Source organism: Vallitaleaceae bacterium 9-2, from assembly GCA_038396585.1.
Classification (GTDB): domain Bacteria; phylum Bacillota; class Clostridia; order Lachnospirales; family Vallitaleaceae; genus UBA1351.
Genome location: CP121691.1, coordinates 2,198,246 through 2,215,033, shown reverse-complemented (window position 1 = coordinate 2,215,033; position 16,788 = coordinate 2,198,246). Strand labels below are relative to the sequence as shown.

Here is a 16,788-nt window from a genome sequence, read left to right as displayed (position 1 = left end):
GTACCATTTACTACCGTTGTAATTGGTTTTTCTAGTAATTCGATATAGACTATGAATAATTAGTTAACTCAGCGTCAAATTGAAATTTAATATATAAGTGAAATTTATTAACGTTAATAAGATTGAGAAAATATAAGTAGTCGTCACTACGCCGTCCATGGCTTAATTCCTCGGAAAGGTAGGGCATCATCTAACACGCCAGTTCCCAACATGTACAGGAAATCGGAGGATGCACAAGTCGGGAACTGCAGGAACGTTAGAAGCAATATATTACTATATATAAAAAAGGAGAATAGTATATGTCATATCAAACAATTGTACCAAAGGTAAACCAAGAAAATGAGTTTTTAGAAATTGCCAGTGATTTTGGGAATCCATTAGAAGTAATTAGAGAAGCAATATCAAATTCATATGATAAAGGTGCTTCTGAGTTATCTATTGATATCTATATTGATACAACACAGGGATCAGATGTGTTAATGATGAGTTTTACTGATGATGGTGAAGGAATGACATATGATAGATTGACACAAAATTTTTGGAATCTTGGTGATTCCAGTTCTAAGGGCAATCCAGATTTAATTGGAGAAAAAGGTCACGGTACAAAGATCTACTTACGTGCAGAAAGGATTGAAGTGACCACATCTACAGGTGAAGAAGCTTTTCATTCATATTGTGATAACCCTTTTAGGTCTTTAAATAGAGGGATATTACATGAACCTAAAGTTAAAACTATAGATCCAGAAACTACACAAAAAGGCACAAAAATAATTCTTGAAAATTATTCAAAAGAGACATCACATTACAGACAAGATATCATTGTAGATTACATTTATTGGTTCACGAAACATGGTTCAGTTGAAAAAGAATTTGAAGGTAACAATCCCAAGGCATTCACAATTAAGTTATCTGCACTTGATAAAGAAGATGGGTATGAGGTGCTTGAGTTTGGGCATCGCTTTGCTAAAGAAAATAGTGATATAAATCAACTTTTTGAGGATTTTAAAACGGATGCAGTTGACCATTTTGTTAAAAAGTATGTTTGGGAAGATTGCACTTTAGATAGGTTTCCGTATATTAAATACGATGTAGTAATATATGTAGAAGGTGATAAAGCTAAGCGGAAATATAATCATATGCTCGCAGAAAGAAAGTCAAGAAGAACGGGTAAATACAAAGTATCAGATAGATATGGACTTTGGCTATGTAAAGACTATATACCAATAGAAAATAAGAATAGTTGGGTAAGCAACTTTGGTACAGGTTCAAACTCTGTTGTAATGCTACATGCATTTGTAAACTGTCAACATTTTAAATTAACAGCGAATAGAGGTACTATTGCTAATACAAATATTGACCATTTAGAAGCGGTAAAAGGAGAGATTCAAAATTGCTTAGATGAAGTTAATGAGGATTTATATAAAAAGGAAATCTACACCTTAAAGCAATGGCAAAATGAGCATCGAACTAAAGAAATTGAAAAGATAGAGTTTAAAAAAAGAAGTGAAAATGTACGAAAGAGAAAGTTTATACAACATGATAAAGTTAGATTGATTGAACCCAAAAATGAATCTGAATTATCAATTTTGTTTAATACTATATATAATTTCTATCCAGATAATTTTGATTTTGAACCATTAGATTATAATACATCATTAGGTATAGATATATTAGCTAGAAATAATTCTCCGGCTCAAGTAACAGATTCTGAATTTTGGTATGTTGAATTGAAGTATATTCTAAACAAAAATGAGTTTAACCATTCATTTCAAAATATCCGAAAGGTTATTTGTTGGGAGTTTAATAGTGATATTAAAGATGGTACAGTGATGACTTCTAAAGTTGATAGTATAGACAGGGTATTTAAGTTTGCAGTAGTTAATGGAAAGAAGAAATATTTTTTGGATTCTGACCAAACTACAATTAAAATTGAAGTAATACGGTTAAGAGAATATATGGAAGATGAACTAGATTTAAAGTTTACATAGTTTCCGTAATATACAGCTTCTAACATGGTGTTTGAAAGACCGTATCGCTAACCGAGGCGCGCTTGAGTTAGTCGACCGCAAGCGGTGACTGACATAAGCAAGCACTGTAAACTCAACGGCCTCTCAAACACGAGAACGTTATACGCAATACATACTCTGTAATGAAAGGATAAATATGAATAAATTTTTTATACTTATGTTGAGTGCAATATTAGTGTTAGGTGGTTGTGTTCTAGTCAAGCAAAATTGTCATACCAGTGGCTAGTTTGAATGTCTCATTTCAAATGGCGTCTTACCACCGTTATATGAGTGTGGTCTACGATGGTTATACCAATCGAAGATGTATTCATAGATGCCTTGGTTAAGATCTTCATCGGTCTCAAAAGAGTACTGATATACGAACTCTGTTTTCAATGTATTATAGAAACGTTCCATCGGAGCGTTGTCATACGGATTGCCGGCTCTGCTCATACTTTGAGTAATCTCATTATTAGCACAGTAGGCAATGAAATCCCTTGAGGCGTATTGCGACCCCTGGTCGCTGTGGAGAATCAATTCATCCCTTACAGGATTTGCCTCTAGTGCAACCTCCAAGGTCTCTATGGCAAGGTTAGAATCAATCCATTTACTGTTGAGACTAGCTATAATACTGCGGTCATATAGGTCGATAATGCTACAATTGTAGCGTTTAGAACCATTCTTCAGACTAAGGTATGTAAAATCGGTACACCAAACCTGATTAGGCTTTGCAGCAGTAAAGTTTTGTCCTAACAGGTTATCAAAAATGTGATGCTGATAACCTTTGATATACGGATTCTTCTTGCGACGTACAATGGCTTTAATGCCTATTTCACGCATGTATGAATAAACGGTACCATAAGAGCACTGAATCCCTTTACGGTTCAGTAAATCGCAGATCATTCGGTAACCAATGGCTCCGTTAAGTTCGTGATACACATCTTTGATCTGTTGCTTCAATGTTTCTTTTTGCTGACGATAGGCTGCTTTGCGGTCTTTTAGGTAATTGTAGTAGTCATTTGGGTAAAGGCTAAGTTTATTTAGCAACCAGTTTACGCCAAACTCTAGATGATACTCACGAATAAACTCGTACTTCTTTAGTCGATTTCCTTCGCGAAGAATGCTGCTGCCTTTTTTAAGAAATCATTCTCTTTCTTGGTCTCGGCAAGTTCCTTCTTCAAGCGTTGAATTTCAAGCATTTGATTTGTTTCGCTTTGTAACTGTGGGTTGTTCTTGCATTCTTCACGGTGCTTATTCAGCCAATATCTGAGTGTGCCATTACCTAAGTTGTATTCGTCGCTTAAACTTTTGATGGTTCTTCCTTCTTCAAGATGAAGACGGATAATTTTGTCCTGGAGGACCTTATCATATTTGTTATTTGCCATAATCGTAACTCCTTTTCAAGTTTGAATTATATCATCAAACTCGCTCTTGGTGTTACAACTTTATTGTATCAGAACAATTCACAGTAACAATATTTACGATTGAATATTTGCTAAGAGTGTGGACTGCTGATTTGAAATATGAAGGGAAATCGAAAGCGATATCTAGGGTTTTATATATATTTTCATTTATGGCATTGGTTGATTTGTTTGCAATTTTACCATTTTACCTGCCGATGATTATCCCGTTTGACTTGAGATTTTTAAGAATACTGCGATTAACACGGATATTTAGAATATTCAAACTTAATAGATATTCCAAAGCATTGAACTTGATAGCTAAGGTAATTCGTGATAAGAAAGAAGAGCTATTAGCAACGATTTCGATTATGATATTAATAGTTCTTATATCTTCGACACTAATATATTACGCTGAACACGAAATACAACCAGAAGGGTTTCCTAATATTGTTGCTTCGTTTTGGTGGGCGATTGCAACATTAACTACAGTTGGTTATGGTGATATATATCCTGTTACTGGAGTTGGAAAAGTGTTATCATCAATAATTGCTATAACTGGTATTGGATTAGTCGCCTTACCTACTGGTATATTAAGTTCGGGATTTATGGAAGAGATATCAAGAAAGAGAACAATAAAATGCCCAAAATGTGGTCATGAACATGAAGTGGATTGAGAGCTTACGGGATGTTATGTGACATCCGATACTAGCCATTATAAATACGGAGGAATAAAATTAATGGATACAATTTTAACGAAGAAGGAGAATAGAATTTTTACAATAGTTTATATGTCTTTTATAATATCGATGTATTTACTTTTTCGTTTCTATGATATAGAACAATTGGATACGAAATTGATTCCATATAGTCTGGTTTACGGATATGTTGCTATTCATACGATTATCTATTTTTCAAGGAATTATATAATTCAATCTAGAGTAAAGAGTATGCGTTTGAGAAAGCTGTATAATCCAAAATTGTTCTCTAAGTATTTTCAATTTATAGCACTATGTATCATCAATTTTCTTGTTTTACTAATGTTATTATTGCAGAAGATAGATTATCTATTTGTAATTTCTATGATTATGCCTTTAATGACTAAGGTCGTTAACCATAATACAATTTATGAGAATGATGAATATTTCATTTTAGGTGATTTCAAAGTAAGTCTTTCTGATATCAGACATTATAAGAAAGATGATTTATATAACATTGTTGTATCGACTGAGAATAGAGATTATCCATTCAGTTTTTGGAGTGAAAAGAAGTACGAAGCTTTTTTAGGGTATTTGTCAGAAAGGTTTTGTGAATTGGATTTGTCCGTATCAGACGTCACATAAACCAGCTAATCCCAGTCAAGTAAAAGTTTTTAGAATAAAAAAAGGCACAACAAAAAGACCTCTCAAAATTTAAACTAATTATTGTTGAACATACAGTTCGCCATTAGTAAGCATGGCGTAAATGATTCTAAGAAGTTTATTGCAAGTAGCAATGATAGCAACTTTTGTAGGTTTGCCTTGAGTTTTTTTTAAGATATAATATTTATGTAAAGTCATGTTAACAGGTCCGGTTTTTCGATTGGAAATACCAGCTACAGTGGCCTGGTAAAGAGCTTTTCGTAAGTAAGGTGTACCACGCTTAGAAATTTTTGAATTCCGAGCAGTATAGGAACCGGACTGATGAACAGACGGATCAATACCGGCATAAGCGACTAGTTGTTTTGATGAGTTGAAATTATGGATATCACCGATTTCTGAGAGTATGGTAATGGCAGTAATTTCGCCAACTCCAGGAATTGATGTTAATAAATCAAAAGCATGAATATATGTAGCTTACATTAAAAGCATAAGAGGAGGTGCAACAATTGGGTAATCCAATAGATGAAAGGTTTAATACCTATCCAAAGACTGCAAAAGCTTTAGCTTTTCGTATGAAAGAGATATTATATGAAGTGGCTAAAGATGAAAAAATTGACTTGATTGAAGAAAGCTTAAAATGGGGCGAGCCATGTTTTAAAGCACCAGATGGCAGTCCGATTAGGATGGACTGGAAAGAAAAGACGCCGGATAACTTCTATATATTTTTTATATGCAGTACGACATTAATAGAAACATTTAGAGAATTATATAGGAATACATTAGAGTTCGAAGGTAATCGAGCAATCATATTAAAGATTTCAGAAGAACAACCTGTTAATGAATTAAAACATTGTTTATCATTGGCGCTTAAATATCATAAGATAAAGAAGTTACCACTTTTGGGAGCATAACACTAGTAAAACAGCCATTTAACGACATGACCGATTGAACAAGAACTATAGGGTTCGCTATGTGGTATTTTTCATTCTATATAAAGTTGGAAAAGGAGAATGTAATGAGAAGCATACCTGTTTTTTTGTGTCTATTGATAATGATTGGATGCACAAACATGAATAATGATGAAAAACCAATTGATAATGAAGAAAGTAATAGCGATAAAGCTAAAGAAGAACCATTGATAGATGTAAGGTTTGATATCTTTGAAACAGAATTGCTTGAATATGAGTATAACAATGAGTATGTCAATGAGCCATACTTTGATGAAGGTTATGTAAACAAGGTAGATCCTACCTTGTTTATTATTGAAATGGCGAATTATAGCGATAAAAGCGTGGAGATTGAGATTGACTATGAAATAATAACGTATAGAAATGAAATCGAGTTTGGTATTGACAAAGCTGATATTGTTGAATATAAACCTGAATTTGATGCGGTGTTTAAAGGTTCTAAGAAGGTCTCACTTGAAATCGGAGAAGCTGTAGACGAGGTGATCTTCTCGGCAGAAACTTTTCCTAGAATCTCTATTAGTATCAATGAGATTAAAATTAATGGGAATTTGTATGAATACTCAATTGAATCATATGAATATGAGAATGATGCGTTTGATTTTTTAGAGGATAACGATCATTTACTGAAGATGTTAGGAGTTATACTTGAATAAGCCGTCCTGAAAAAATGTCGTCTAACATATGATCCAGCGACACTCAGTTGGAAAACCGAGTCAGGTTTACATCAGCGGTTCGGCAAAATAATAATGCGGAAGTTGGAGGTTTTTATGAAGCGGATATGTTTGTATATTTATGATGAGATGGCAGATTTTGAAGTATCACTTTTAGTGCATGTGCTTAAGAGAGATTTAGGTTATGAAGTTATTACACTATCAGAGAAATTAGAAGCTGTGAATAGTGCATCTGGTATGCAGTTTACCCCACACATGAAGATATCAGATATACAACTAGAAGACGTTGTGGGTGTTATTATTCCAGGAGGTTGGATGACTGGAATTAGTAATGAACTAATTTCTTTTATAAGACGACTTAATTCAGATAATAAGTTGATTGCTTCGATTTGTGCTGCTCCCTGGATAGTTGCCAAAGCTGATGTATTGAATGGCATTAGATATACGACATCTATTACTGCATGGGATGATGAAAAAAGAAAACGATTTTGTATAGATGATCCGTTTGAATGGGAGAATTATCTTGATGAAAGAGTGGTATGTGACAAGAATATTATTACAGCTAAAGGAATTGCATTTGTCGACTTTGCAGTAGAGGTTTTGGCTTATCTTGGAGAGTTTAATAGTGAAGACGAGAAGATTGAATTTGCAAAGCAGTTTATTCCAAGGCTATCTTAGACTTTCGTAGACTACATCAGATATCATGGATGTTTACCTGAAAAGTAAAATATATGATACTTGATGAGCAAACAAGTTTTGAATAATAGGGACTGTGAGTGTGAATATAATTCTGTTAATATAGCCGACTACTTATTTGTATGTGGGCTATACTATATAAATAAAAATATATTACGATGGGAGAGTAAAAATGGAGAATAATGAGAATCAGTATGTGGTGGGAAATGAAGGTGTTAAGAAGGAACCAACCGACGTGGTTGGTATTATTGCAATTGTTTTAGGGGGATTGGCTTTTTTAACAGGATTTATGTTGGTTATGCCCTTTATATTTGGGATTCCTTCGATAATTCTAGGAATCATTTCAGTGATTAGAAGTTCTAAGAAATTATTAGGTATTTTGAGTATTGTTTTATCATCAATAGGGATGATCTCAGTAATTGTCTTTGTGGCTGTTTTATGGAATATTGACTTTGAAGAGCCTGTGAAAACACAGGCTGATATAGAAGCCATTGAGAATACGAAAGTAGTTTTTGATAATATAACAGTAGGCAATGAACAAGAAGAGTTTCTTACTGGTTATTCATGGGTGATGGGGGATTATTCAGAACTGCAATTGGATGATGACGGTTCTTTCAAATGGTGGCAACAAGAAAACGATTATGAATCTAATCACTATGCAGGACAATACAAGGTTATTCGTGGCGAGCTAGCAGTTGATATATTAGATGCACTAGTAGGATTTGATAGAGAAGGCTTTGAAAAGCACTCAGGTGCAATTATTGATGATGTACATATCCTTGTTTTATTTAATGAGCAGTGGATTATAGATGGGGAAAATGTAATGATACCGGGTGAAACTTCGGAGACAGCACTATATATTTACTTTGAGGATGAACAAAGTGATGTTGCTGTCGGTGCGAATGTACAAACATTCAATAATGTGCATTTGACTAAGGTGAATCGAGATTAACGAGGTACTCGTAGATAAAGAAAAAGGCTGTCAATGGATCTTGGTAGCCTTTTTAATTAGCCTAAATAGGGCTATTAGGAGAGTATAGCAATATTTGTTTTATTTCTATTTCGGAATAAATTAGATTATCATGATTATCGGAGCAGTTACTAATAGAAAAAAGGAACTTTGCTTAAAGAATAAAGCGAGATTTTGGAGAGGGGTATATGAAAAAAATAATTATTATTTTAATTGCCATATGTATGTTAATGGGATGTTCTACAAATGATAATTACATCCAATTAAAGGAGACAAAAAAAGAAATGGAATCATTAAAAATAGCTATTAAGCAAAAAGAGAATGAGCTTTTAAAGCTTAAAGACGATATGAAAAACACAACATTGCTTGTAGAAAAATTGCAAAATGAAGTTAATATCAGCGAAGAAGAGAGCTATGCTAAGGGGTTTGAATATACAATATGTGAAGCACAGCCTTTGGAAAGTAAGGCTATGCTTCTTAAAAAAAGCAATTTATATTCAGCACCTAATATGGGGGCAGAAATAATTGAAGAAAATATTGAAGGTCGTGTATTGGTTTTATATGAGGTAAGTACTGAAAGTGGAAGGTGGGCTTATGTTAAATTACAATCTAAGGATGTGTTGGGTATATCTCCGTATGGATTTGTTACTTCGGACTTATTAAATCATGACACTCCGGAGGTTATTATTGACCATTTTTCTGTTTCTGAAGATATTAGCATTGGGATGACATTTTCTGAGATGAAATTATTATTTGGTAATAATTATATTGTACTGGAAGATTTTTATGGCGATAGCGTTGTATTTTATTTTAATGAGGAAAGATATAAGCACGAAGTTAAAAGATACGCTACAGGAGTAAGTAACAGGGAATCTCTTGAAAATGCGTTGATATGCAAATTTACATTTGAATTTCAACAATTATCTGAATTGCAAATCACATCACCACATATTAAATTGATTTCAGGTATTAGTGTTGGGGATTCGTATCAAGAGGTTAAAACTTATTGTGATGTAAACTATTCTGAATATACAGATAGTAGTTATATTTTTGAAAAAGAGAAAATGCTTGTATATCAAATGTCAGAAAAGATTACGGTCATATTTGGGTTTGATGAACCATTTGGCGAATTAATTCGCATTGATATTAAAAAAAGCGGTATGTAAGATATTCAGTTAAAATAGTTATTGGAGAGGTTTATATGGATGTAATATATACAGTCATGTATGAAGGCACAATTACTTTGAACACGAATACTCGTTATACGTTTTGAATAAAAGTCTTGACTTTATACCTGCAATCTACATTTTAGAATCAGATAATGGAATTGCTGAGTTATTTATAGTGATGTCTCAAAGTGATATTGTGGATATTCAAAACGTTGAATCGCTTGTGAATCTATGGTAGGATTAATTCAAGATGAAAAAGAAGATGATTTGTTTTGATAGATGGTACACTCATACATGTTAAGGAGTAAAAACTATGGCGGATAAGAATATGAATCAGTTAGTGAGTAGTTACAAAGAAGTATTGACGGATGGAGAGTTTCAGATGACCTATCAGTATCTTGTTAGCATTATTCAAAATTTAAGAACAATGTTTTTGAAGGAGTATAAGGGGACGTACACAGTTTCAAGTGTTTTGCATGGGTATATTGATGTCACGTATTTTTATCTGCAAAATGATTTACTAAAAAAAAGCAAACTGAAGTTGGCACTTGTTTTAAATCACCAAAAAGCAGAGTTTGAAATATGGCTTGTGGCACAGACAAAAGAGATCCAGATAAACTATTGGCAAAAGATGAAAAACGAAAAGTGGGTAGATAGCCAAAATATGCCACAGTATTCAATATTTGAACGTACTCTTCTTGAAAATCCTGATTTTAACAATAAAAGTAAGTTAGTAGATATTATTCGCTATAGATATGAAGACGTATCTAATGAGATATTTGAAGTGCTTGAGGCATATATTTGATTGGAATACGCCTGATATTATGCAGTTTTTTTTAGGAGTACGAGGGGAGAGTTGAATGAAAAAATTAATTAAAGGGAAGCAAATACGTCTGATTTCTTGGATACTTATTGTATGCATTATAGTAGCCTTAGCAAAGATTTATCCTGATTTTGTTGAAGGTGCCAGGGGAATAAGCCCAACATATGATGCATATCGAGTGGTTTTTGTGATGGGAACGGTTATAATAGGTCTTCTCTTGGAATTAGAGCGACTAATTAAAGGACTGACCAATGGACTTAATATCATGTGGTTTGGCGTTATACTTTCTATAAGTATTATCATAATGCTATTGCTTCCATTTGTTGTGGGAGCGAGCATCACTGGATTTGGAATTATCTATAGAATAATGCAAGAAGGATTATTCCGAGGTATTATAGGAGTGGGGTGTGGAGTTGTTTTGGCACAATCCATAACAACAGATAGCTATGAAGCACACCTATAGTATAGAAACTTAAAAAAACACAAAAAGGAGGACTGGATGAAAGATCCTAGCAGATTTGAAAATCAAGACAGACTAGATGAAATTAATATAGAACGAATTATGGAACTGGCAGATCTTAAACAAGGGCAGGTGGTTTGTGACTATGGGGCAGGAACGGGTATATTCACGAAGGCTTTGGCTAAAAAAACTCAAAGTAAGGTCTATGCTCTCGACGCGAATGAAGATATGCTAAAACTTGTCCAGAAAAAAGTTCGTGAGTTTGGACTAAGTAAGGTAATTCTTCAAAAGGTTGAGCATGATCAAGTACCTTTGGAGGCTGGAACCATTGATCTTTTTGTTATCATTACGGTATTTCATCATATTGAAAATACGATGAAATTTGTTGCTGACCTGAAGACTTCTCTTAAAGAAGGCGGCAAAGTGGCACTTGTAGAATTTCATAAGAAAAACTCGCCATCAGGTCCTGCCGAAAGTATGCGGTTGAGTCCCCAAGAATTGGATCAGATTTTTCTTGCAGGTGGTTTTAAAAATGATGTGTTTGAGAGTCTTGGTGAGAATATGTATCTTTGCATCTATAAGTTATAGTGGATAAAGAAATCAGAAATACATGGATTTGATTTTCAAACATTAATTCAAGTAATATAGAATATATAGAGAGGGCTTACTATGGGAATTCTGGAACGTGGAATGTTTCAATATATTAGGGCTGTTGAATTATCTCCGTCTGCATATACTTGTAGAGGTAGATTTCCGATGACGCTACCTGCTATACAAAGATTAGGGGAATTAGAATTACATCCGAATGTTTCATTTATTGTAGGTGAGAATGGTGCTGGTAAGTCAACCTTGCTGGAAGCAATTGCAATATCTTGTGGTTTCAATCCAGAAGGTGGAAGCAGAAGTTTTAACTTTTCTACTAATGATACGCATTCGGATTTGTCTGATTTTATAAAAGTTACAAAGGGGGCAGCAAGTCCTGATGATGGGTATTTTCTTAGAGCAGAGAGTATGTATAACTTAGCGAGTAACATTGATGAATTAAATGAAGACGATGGTGAATTGATTCGATTCTATGGCGGGAAGTCGTTGCATGCACAATCTCACGGTGAAGCTTTTGTATCGCTCATGATGAATAGATTTGGAGGAAAAGGGCTATATATTCTAGATGAACCCGAAGCTGCTTTGTCTCCTACTAGACAAATGGCACTTATTTCGAGAATTAATGATCTTGTTAAGAGACAATCACAGTTTATAATAGCAACGCATTCGCCAATCATTATGTCTTATCCTAATGCGCAGATTTTTGATATAGAGAACGGATATCAGATTATAGATTATAAGGATACAAAACATTATGCGGTGACGAAAGAGTTTTTGAATAATCCAGAAAAGATGCTAAAAATTCTACTTGAAGACTAGTTGGCTAAAGTTGGAGATAAACGAAACAGATAAGCGGTTTGAATTAGCTAAAAGTTAGTGGTCAAAGTTTTGAATTAGCATTTCCGTGCGAATCTATTGAAGACTTGGAGAAAACTTATGTAAATCTCCTTGAGAAGGGTGCTGTGGGCATATGTGAACCTAAAGATATGCCGTGGAATCAAAGAATGGCATTATTTGCAGGTCCGGATGGTAATATTCATGAGATATTTACAGACATAATGTAAGATTAGGGGCTATAGCAGATGCTATAGCCTAAATTTTTGAATATTTTTTTCAAGATTCTTTCCTAATTCCATTAGTACTTCAGCTTGTTGTGCTATTTCTTCACTTATAGCACACTGCTGCTGGCTTGCAGCAGCAATCTGTTGAGTTTCACCCTTGCTCTTATTAACTGCTTCTTCCATTTTTTGGCTCAATTCCAAGGCGTGTTGACTAGCTCGTTGTGTTTTTTTAATCACTATTTCTGTATCATTTAGGGTATTATGGAATTTTTCAATACCTTCTGCTATTCGATTATATGCACTTACTGATTCACTTATAAAAGTCATACCGCTTTGAACATTTTCCCGTTCAACGTCCATAGTCGACTGAACTAGACTTACCTCTTGTGACAATTCTTCCATAATTTGATTGGTTCGTCCCGCGGCTTCTTCAGCCATGAAAGCTAACTTCCTAACTTCATCTGCAACAACGGCAAACCCTGTACCATGGATTTCGGCTCGTGCAGCTTCAATCGCAGCATTTAAGGCTAAAAGGTTAGTTTGTTCTGCAATATGATGAATTTCTTGATTAATGTCTTGAACTTCTTTGGATTTATAAGCTAAGCCATCTAACTGACTTGATGTGGTTTGGCTTGAATCTTCTACAAGCTCCATCTGCTGTTTAGTATTTGCCATGACTTTTAACCCAATAATGGTGTCCTTATTTACCCCTTCAATAACATGGCTCATTTCTTCAATTGAAGATACGACCTGTATCATTTGCTGACGCATACTTTTCATATTAATATGCACACTTCCTGCTTGATGCGTCTGAACTTCGTTTAACTCGCTAATTTCTTCCATAGAGCTTGCTATGTCCTGACTAGCCTGATTATTCTCACTAGCAGATCTTTCCACATGTTCTCCTGATCGGTAAAGGTTATTAGCGGATTCATTGATTCCTAACAGAATGCTGCGTATACTATCAATCATCTGATATAAACTTAACTCCATTTGAACCAGTTCATCTTTCGATTGTTCATTAGAGGAAGCAAGCTGAACTTGATTTGTTTTAGTATCTAAGTTACCTTTTGCAACTTGTTTTAACTTGTTTTGTAACTGTCGTATTCTCTTTATTTGGTGCTTTGAATCAATATAAGCAATCACTAATGCTAATATAAGAATTACTAGAGAGGTAAAGCCAATCAGAAAAATCATATGTTTTATATCTTTCGTTAATTCACTTTGTGGACTCCTTGTTAAGAATATCCAGTCATTTATAGGGCAAAAGTAATTCTTAGTCTTTTCACCATTAAAAGTTAATATAAAATCGCCTTCTTTTTCTTTAAGAATATCTTTTCCTTTCTCTGTTAAACCTAAGTCATCAAAGCTTAATATTGATTTTCCGATCAGGTCCATATTTTTATGTGCTAAGATTCTACCATCATGCCCAAGTAAAAAAGTCTCTCCAGATTCACTTAGTTGAACCTCTTTTACTAAATCACCTACATAGTCTAAGGATAACGTCATACATAAGACGCCAATAATATCAAAATCATCGTAAACGGGTACGCCGACAATTTGTTCGTATCCCACTCCTTCAAGACCTATACGACTTTCGCTCCATTGGATTTTACCGTTTATCGCTTCAAGAAAAAAGCGTTCATTTTCAAAGTCTAAGCTTTCAACAAGCGTATCGCTACCTGCAACTACCTTTCCGTTAAGATCAACAAAAAAGGCGTATTTGATATATCCTTGATCTTTTTCTACATACGTTAATAAGATATTTCTTATTTCACGAAGGATGATAGCATTATCCCTTGTGGCTTCTTTAAATAAATCTAAGGTTGAAAGCGTCATAGCTACTGCTTCAACATTACTTACTTGAGCATCAATCTGTTGTTTGGCATTTTCAATAATCATGTCTTTTTTTTGATCTAAGACGTCTTTTTGTTTATTATAAAACTGAAATAATGCAATACTACTTATTAGACCTATTGAGACAACTAACAATATAAACCGTGACAAAATACTTTTAAGTAATATAGATTTTTTTCTCATAAACTATTTATCTCCTCTTATTGACGTTATAATCTAGATGATACATGAATAAGTTATTAAAATCTTCTTTTTAGATATTCAATTTTATGATTTTATGGTATTTCAAGAATTTGAACACATAATATAGCTTTTTTTTCATAACAAAAAATGTGGTGTAATAGAAATATAAGAGGGGACTACGAAGTTTAGTCATTTATTAAAAATTGACATTAGTAAATTCTTATGATAATATTGCATATGTAACCGGTCACACACCTAGGAGGGCTATATGGCAACAACAATAAAAGATATTGCAAATGCATGTCATGTATCAAAAGCAACAGTTTCAAGATATATCAATGGCTCTGGTTATGTATCTGCAGAAGTAGCTGCAAAGATAGCAACGAAGATTAGAGAGATGAATTATGTCCCATCAGCAACAGCAAGGAACCTCTCGAATAGAAAAAACAACGTAATTGGCGTTGTCATTCCTGAGGTCAGCAATCCTTTTTTTGGTGAAGTTTTCAAAGGAATTAGCCAGATTGCAGAAGAACATAATCTTAATATATTTTATTGTGATACAGACAATAGCGCTGAAAAAGAAATGAAAGCGCTTGCTATGCTTAGGAGCTATGAAATTCAAGGCATCATCTTAACACCGGCTGCTGGTGGAATGTATAAAAAAAGACCTAGTCAAGAATTTATAGATGGGGTAAAGGCGCTAAATGTGCCGGTTATACTTTTGGATAGAGATGTGCCATATGTAAACTGGGATGGAGTTTTTATCGATAATTACCGTGGCGCCTATGAATCAACCAAATGTTTGATTGAAGCAGGACACACTGAGATTGCAACAATTGCAGGTGATTTGAGCTTAATGATTGGACGTGAAAGGCTTAGAGGCTACACAGAAGCCATGCAAGCACATGGACTTCAAGTACGAGAAGAACTTATCTACCCAGGTGATTTTACCACAAAGACGGCTTATAATATTATGATTGATATTATTGATTCAGACAATAGGCCAACGGCAATATTTTCACCAAATAATCTCACAACACTTGGGATACTTCAGGGGATTTTTCAAAAAGGATTAAGAATACCTGAAGATATAGCGATTGTGGGAGTTGATGATATAGACGTATTAACAACACTACATATTAACTTGACAGTTATAAAAAGAGATAATATCAAGATGGGAATTGAAGCAATGAATTTATTGTATGCTAGAATGAACGAGACAGAAAATGCAGTAAATACGGAGCCATTAAGAATAGTTATGGAACCAGAGATTATCTATAGAGGTTCAGAGAAAAAGATGTAAGTTTTTTTCTCAGCCATTTATGAAACCGGTCACACAAATCTGCTGGACATAAAACCTGTCTTTGAACAAATGTGGACTAATTAACTTAATAATTAATCAAAATAAAGTAGGAGGAAATTATGCGCTATAAACGAGTAAAAAAAATTGATCATGACTTTAGTGTTTTAGGATTTGGTTGTTGGGGAGCATCTGGAAAAGGAAGCTGGACAGATCATGGTGACAAAGAACAGATTAAAGCTATTAGAGCGGCAATTGATGCTGGTGTTAATTTTTTTGATGTTGCACCAGTTTACGGTCTGGGTCATGCAGAAGAGGTATTAGGAAAAGCAATTAAAGGTCACAGAAATGATATCTTTATTGCTTCAAAAGTAGGGTTGCCGTGGAATGAACGTCAAGAGGTCCGAAATGATGTGTCTAGAGCAAATATTATGATGGAGATTGAAGAATCTTTGAAAAGGTTAAATGTGGAGTATGTAGATCTTTATCAAGTGCATTGGCCTTCGACAGAGGGCGTGCCATTGGAAGAAACTATTGAAGCTATGAGAGATATTAAAGCTTCAGGGAAGGCCCGCTATATTGGGCTCAGTAATTTTTCAGTAGAGAGTTACAAGAAAGCGAATGAAATAGTAGATATTGTATCCATGCAAGGACTATTTAATATGCTTGAACATAATCCAAAATCGTATCACGATATACCATTAGAGTATCAAACGGCGAAAGAGGTTCTTCCTCTTTGTGAAGAAGAAGGTCTGGCTTTCTTACCTTATAGTCCTCTATTCCAAGGTCTATTGACAGGTAAAATAACAGCAGATACAATTTTTGGCAAGGATGATGTTCGTAATGCCAATCCAAAACTTAGAGGGAATGAAAGAATTCGTCATCTGAGCGTTCTCGATGAAATTAAGAATATAGAAAGCTTACAAAACAAGAAGCTTGCAGAAATTGCCTTGAACTATCTAGTAGCACAGAAGAACGTAACCTCGGTTATTGCCACACAAGCAAATATAGAAGAGGTTATGGCTAATATCAAAGCCTTAGAATGGGAGATGGATCAGACAACAGTAGGTGCTATTGACGAACTTGTAAAAACAAAATTGATATAAAATGATTAAACAATGTGAATCTAATACTTTTTTAGTGTTAGATTCCTTTTTTTTGCAGATACATTCGAAAATATAACACGATAATAGACAGATGCATCAGGGGTTCCTGATGGAATGATACGGCATGTACAATAGCACATAATATAGAGAAATC

The 16,788-nt window shown here is 34.2% G+C and carries 16 protein-coding genes; 13 read left to right on the top strand and 3 right to left on the bottom strand.

Annotation, left to right across the window (positions count from 1 at the left end):
• Positions 1 to 299: 299 nt before the first annotated feature.
• Complete coding sequence (locus QBE53_10470) at positions 300 to 1,988, top strand: ATP-binding protein (protein ID WZL80228.1); 1,689 nt, start codon at positions 300 to 302, stop codon at positions 1,986 to 1,988.
• A gap of 261 nt (positions 1,989 to 2,249) precedes the next feature.
• Here QBE53_10470 and QBE53_10465 read toward each other — a convergent pair.
• Positions 2,250 to 3,391 (bottom strand): IS3 family transposase gene (locus QBE53_10465; protein ID WZL80227.1). Its coding sequence is split into 2 segments (ribosomal slippage): positions 2,250 to 3,136 and positions 3,136 to 3,391, totalling 1,143 coding nucleotides; the frame shifts between segments, so codons are not numbered across the junction.
• Positions 3,392 to 3,453: 62 nt separating this feature from the next.
• Between QBE53_10465 and QBE53_10460 the strand changes: the two genes are divergently transcribed.
• On the top strand, positions 3,454 to 4,083 hold the full coding sequence (locus tag QBE53_10460; protein WZL83298.1) for an ion transporter: 630 nt from the start codon (positions 3,454 to 3,456) through the stop codon (positions 4,081 to 4,083).
• A 744-nt stretch (positions 4,084 to 4,827) separates the two neighbouring features.
• Here the strand turns inward: QBE53_10460 and QBE53_10455 are convergent.
• Complete coding sequence (locus QBE53_10455; protein WZL83297.1) at positions 4,828 to 5,205, bottom strand: transposase; 378 nt, start codon at positions 5,203 to 5,205, stop codon at positions 4,828 to 4,830.
• A 68-nt stretch (positions 5,206 to 5,273) separates the two neighbouring features.
• On the opposite strand from QBE53_10455, the gene QBE53_10450 reads away from it, so the two are divergent.
• From QBE53_10450 to QBE53_10410, 9 genes are all read left to right on the top strand, one after another.
• On the top strand, positions 5,274 to 5,678 hold the full coding sequence (locus QBE53_10450; GenBank protein WZL80226.1) for a hypothetical protein: 405 nt from the start codon (positions 5,274 to 5,276) through the stop codon (positions 5,676 to 5,678).
• Between the two features lie 104 nt (positions 5,679 to 5,782).
• Positions 5,783 to 6,388, top strand: a complete 606-nt coding sequence (locus QBE53_10445) for a hypothetical protein (GenBank protein WZL80225.1) — start codon at positions 5,783 to 5,785, stop codon at positions 6,386 to 6,388.
• A gap of 114 nt (positions 6,389 to 6,502) precedes the next feature.
• Positions 6,503 to 7,084: a DJ-1/PfpI family protein gene (locus QBE53_10440; protein WZL80224.1), complete on the top strand. Its 582-nt coding sequence runs from the start codon at positions 6,503 to 6,505 to the stop codon at positions 7,082 to 7,084.
• A gap of 190 nt (positions 7,085 to 7,274) precedes the next feature.
• Positions 7,275 to 8,054 carry a hypothetical protein gene (locus tag QBE53_10435; GenBank protein ID WZL80223.1) on the top strand — a complete coding sequence of 260 codons (780 nt, stop codon included), beginning with the start codon at positions 7,275 to 7,277 and terminating at the stop codon, positions 8,052 to 8,054.
• A gap of 206 nt (positions 8,055 to 8,260) precedes the next feature.
• A complete protein-coding gene (locus tag QBE53_10430; protein ID WZL80222.1) occupies positions 8,261 to 9,238 on the top strand; it encodes a hypothetical protein in 978 nt (325 codons plus the stop codon).
• 316 nt (positions 9,239 to 9,554) lie between these two features.
• Positions 9,555 to 10,046 (top strand): hypothetical protein, encoded by a 492-nt coding sequence (locus QBE53_10425; protein WZL80221.1) that lies wholly within the window; start codon positions 9,555 to 9,557, stop codon positions 10,044 to 10,046.
• A gap of 55 nt (positions 10,047 to 10,101) precedes the next feature.
• On the top strand, positions 10,102 to 10,527 hold the full coding sequence (locus QBE53_10420; protein ID WZL80220.1) for a hypothetical protein: 426 nt from the start codon (positions 10,102 to 10,104) through the stop codon (positions 10,525 to 10,527).
• 36 nt (positions 10,528 to 10,563) lie between these two features.
• Complete coding sequence (locus tag QBE53_10415) at positions 10,564 to 11,112, top strand: methyltransferase domain-containing protein (protein ID WZL80219.1); 549 nt, start codon at positions 10,564 to 10,566, stop codon at positions 11,110 to 11,112.
• A 102-nt stretch (positions 11,113 to 11,214) separates the two neighbouring features.
• A complete protein-coding gene (locus QBE53_10410; GenBank protein ID WZL83296.1) occupies positions 11,215 to 11,946 on the top strand; it encodes an AAA family ATPase in 732 nt (243 codons plus the stop codon).
• Positions 11,947 to 12,212: 266 nt separating this feature from the next.
• Here the strand turns inward: QBE53_10410 and QBE53_10405 are convergent, their stop codons facing one another.
• Positions 12,213 to 14,228 carry a methyl-accepting chemotaxis protein gene (locus QBE53_10405; protein WZL80218.1) on the bottom strand — a complete coding sequence of 672 codons (2,016 nt, stop codon included), beginning with the start codon at positions 14,226 to 14,228 and terminating at the stop codon, positions 12,213 to 12,215.
• Positions 14,229 to 14,496: 268 nt separating this feature from the next.
• On the opposite strand from QBE53_10405, the gene QBE53_10400 reads away from it, so the two are divergent.
• Together QBE53_10400 and QBE53_10395 are read left to right on the top strand one after the other, a co-directional pair.
• Positions 14,497 to 15,531 carry a LacI family DNA-binding transcriptional regulator gene (locus QBE53_10400; GenBank protein ID WZL80217.1) on the top strand — a complete coding sequence of 345 codons (1,035 nt, stop codon included), beginning with the start codon at positions 14,497 to 14,499 and terminating at the stop codon, positions 15,529 to 15,531.
• A gap of 119 nt (positions 15,532 to 15,650) precedes the next feature.
• A complete protein-coding gene (locus QBE53_10395; protein ID WZL80216.1) occupies positions 15,651 to 16,634 on the top strand; it encodes an aldo/keto reductase in 984 nt (327 codons plus the stop codon).
• Positions 16,635 to 16,788 lie beyond the last annotated feature (154 nt).

Excerpts from the sequence above, each read along its gene's own strand:
- QBE53_10470 (WZL80228.1), top strand. The coding sequence starts at position 300 with ATGTCATATCAAACAATTGTACCAAAGGTAAACCAAGAAAATGAGTTT.
- QBE53_10445 (WZL80225.1), top strand. The coding sequence starts at position 5,783 with ATGAGAAGCATACCTGTTTTTTTGTGTCTATTGATAATGATTGGATGC.
- QBE53_10440 (WZL80224.1), top strand. The coding sequence starts at position 6,503 with ATGAAGCGGATATGTTTGTATATTTATGATGAGATGGCAGATTTTGAA.
- QBE53_10435 (WZL80223.1), top strand. The coding sequence starts at position 7,275 with ATGGAGAATAATGAGAATCAGTATGTGGTGGGAAATGAAGGTGTTAAG.
- QBE53_10430 (WZL80222.1), top strand. The coding sequence starts at position 8,261 with ATGAAAAAAATAATTATTATTTTAATTGCCATATGTATGTTAATGGGA.
- QBE53_10425 (WZL80221.1), top strand. The coding sequence starts at position 9,555 with ATGGCGGATAAGAATATGAATCAGTTAGTGAGTAGTTACAAAGAAGTA.
- QBE53_10420 (WZL80220.1), top strand. The coding sequence starts at position 10,102 with ATGAAAAAATTAATTAAAGGGAAGCAAATACGTCTGATTTCTTGGATA.
- QBE53_10415 (WZL80219.1), top strand. The coding sequence starts at position 10,564 with ATGAAAGATCCTAGCAGATTTGAAAATCAAGACAGACTAGATGAAATT.
- QBE53_10410 (WZL83296.1), top strand. The coding sequence starts at position 11,215 with ATGTTTCAATATATTAGGGCTGTTGAATTATCTCCGTCTGCATATACT.
- QBE53_10405 (WZL80218.1), bottom strand. The coding sequence starts at position 14,228 with ATGAGAAAAAAATCTATATTACTTAAAAGTATTTTGTCACGGTTTATA.
- QBE53_10400 (WZL80217.1), top strand. The coding sequence starts at position 14,497 with ATGGCAACAACAATAAAAGATATTGCAAATGCATGTCATGTATCAAAA.
- QBE53_10395 (WZL80216.1), top strand. The coding sequence starts at position 15,651 with ATGCGCTATAAACGAGTAAAAAAAATTGATCATGACTTTAGTGTTTTA.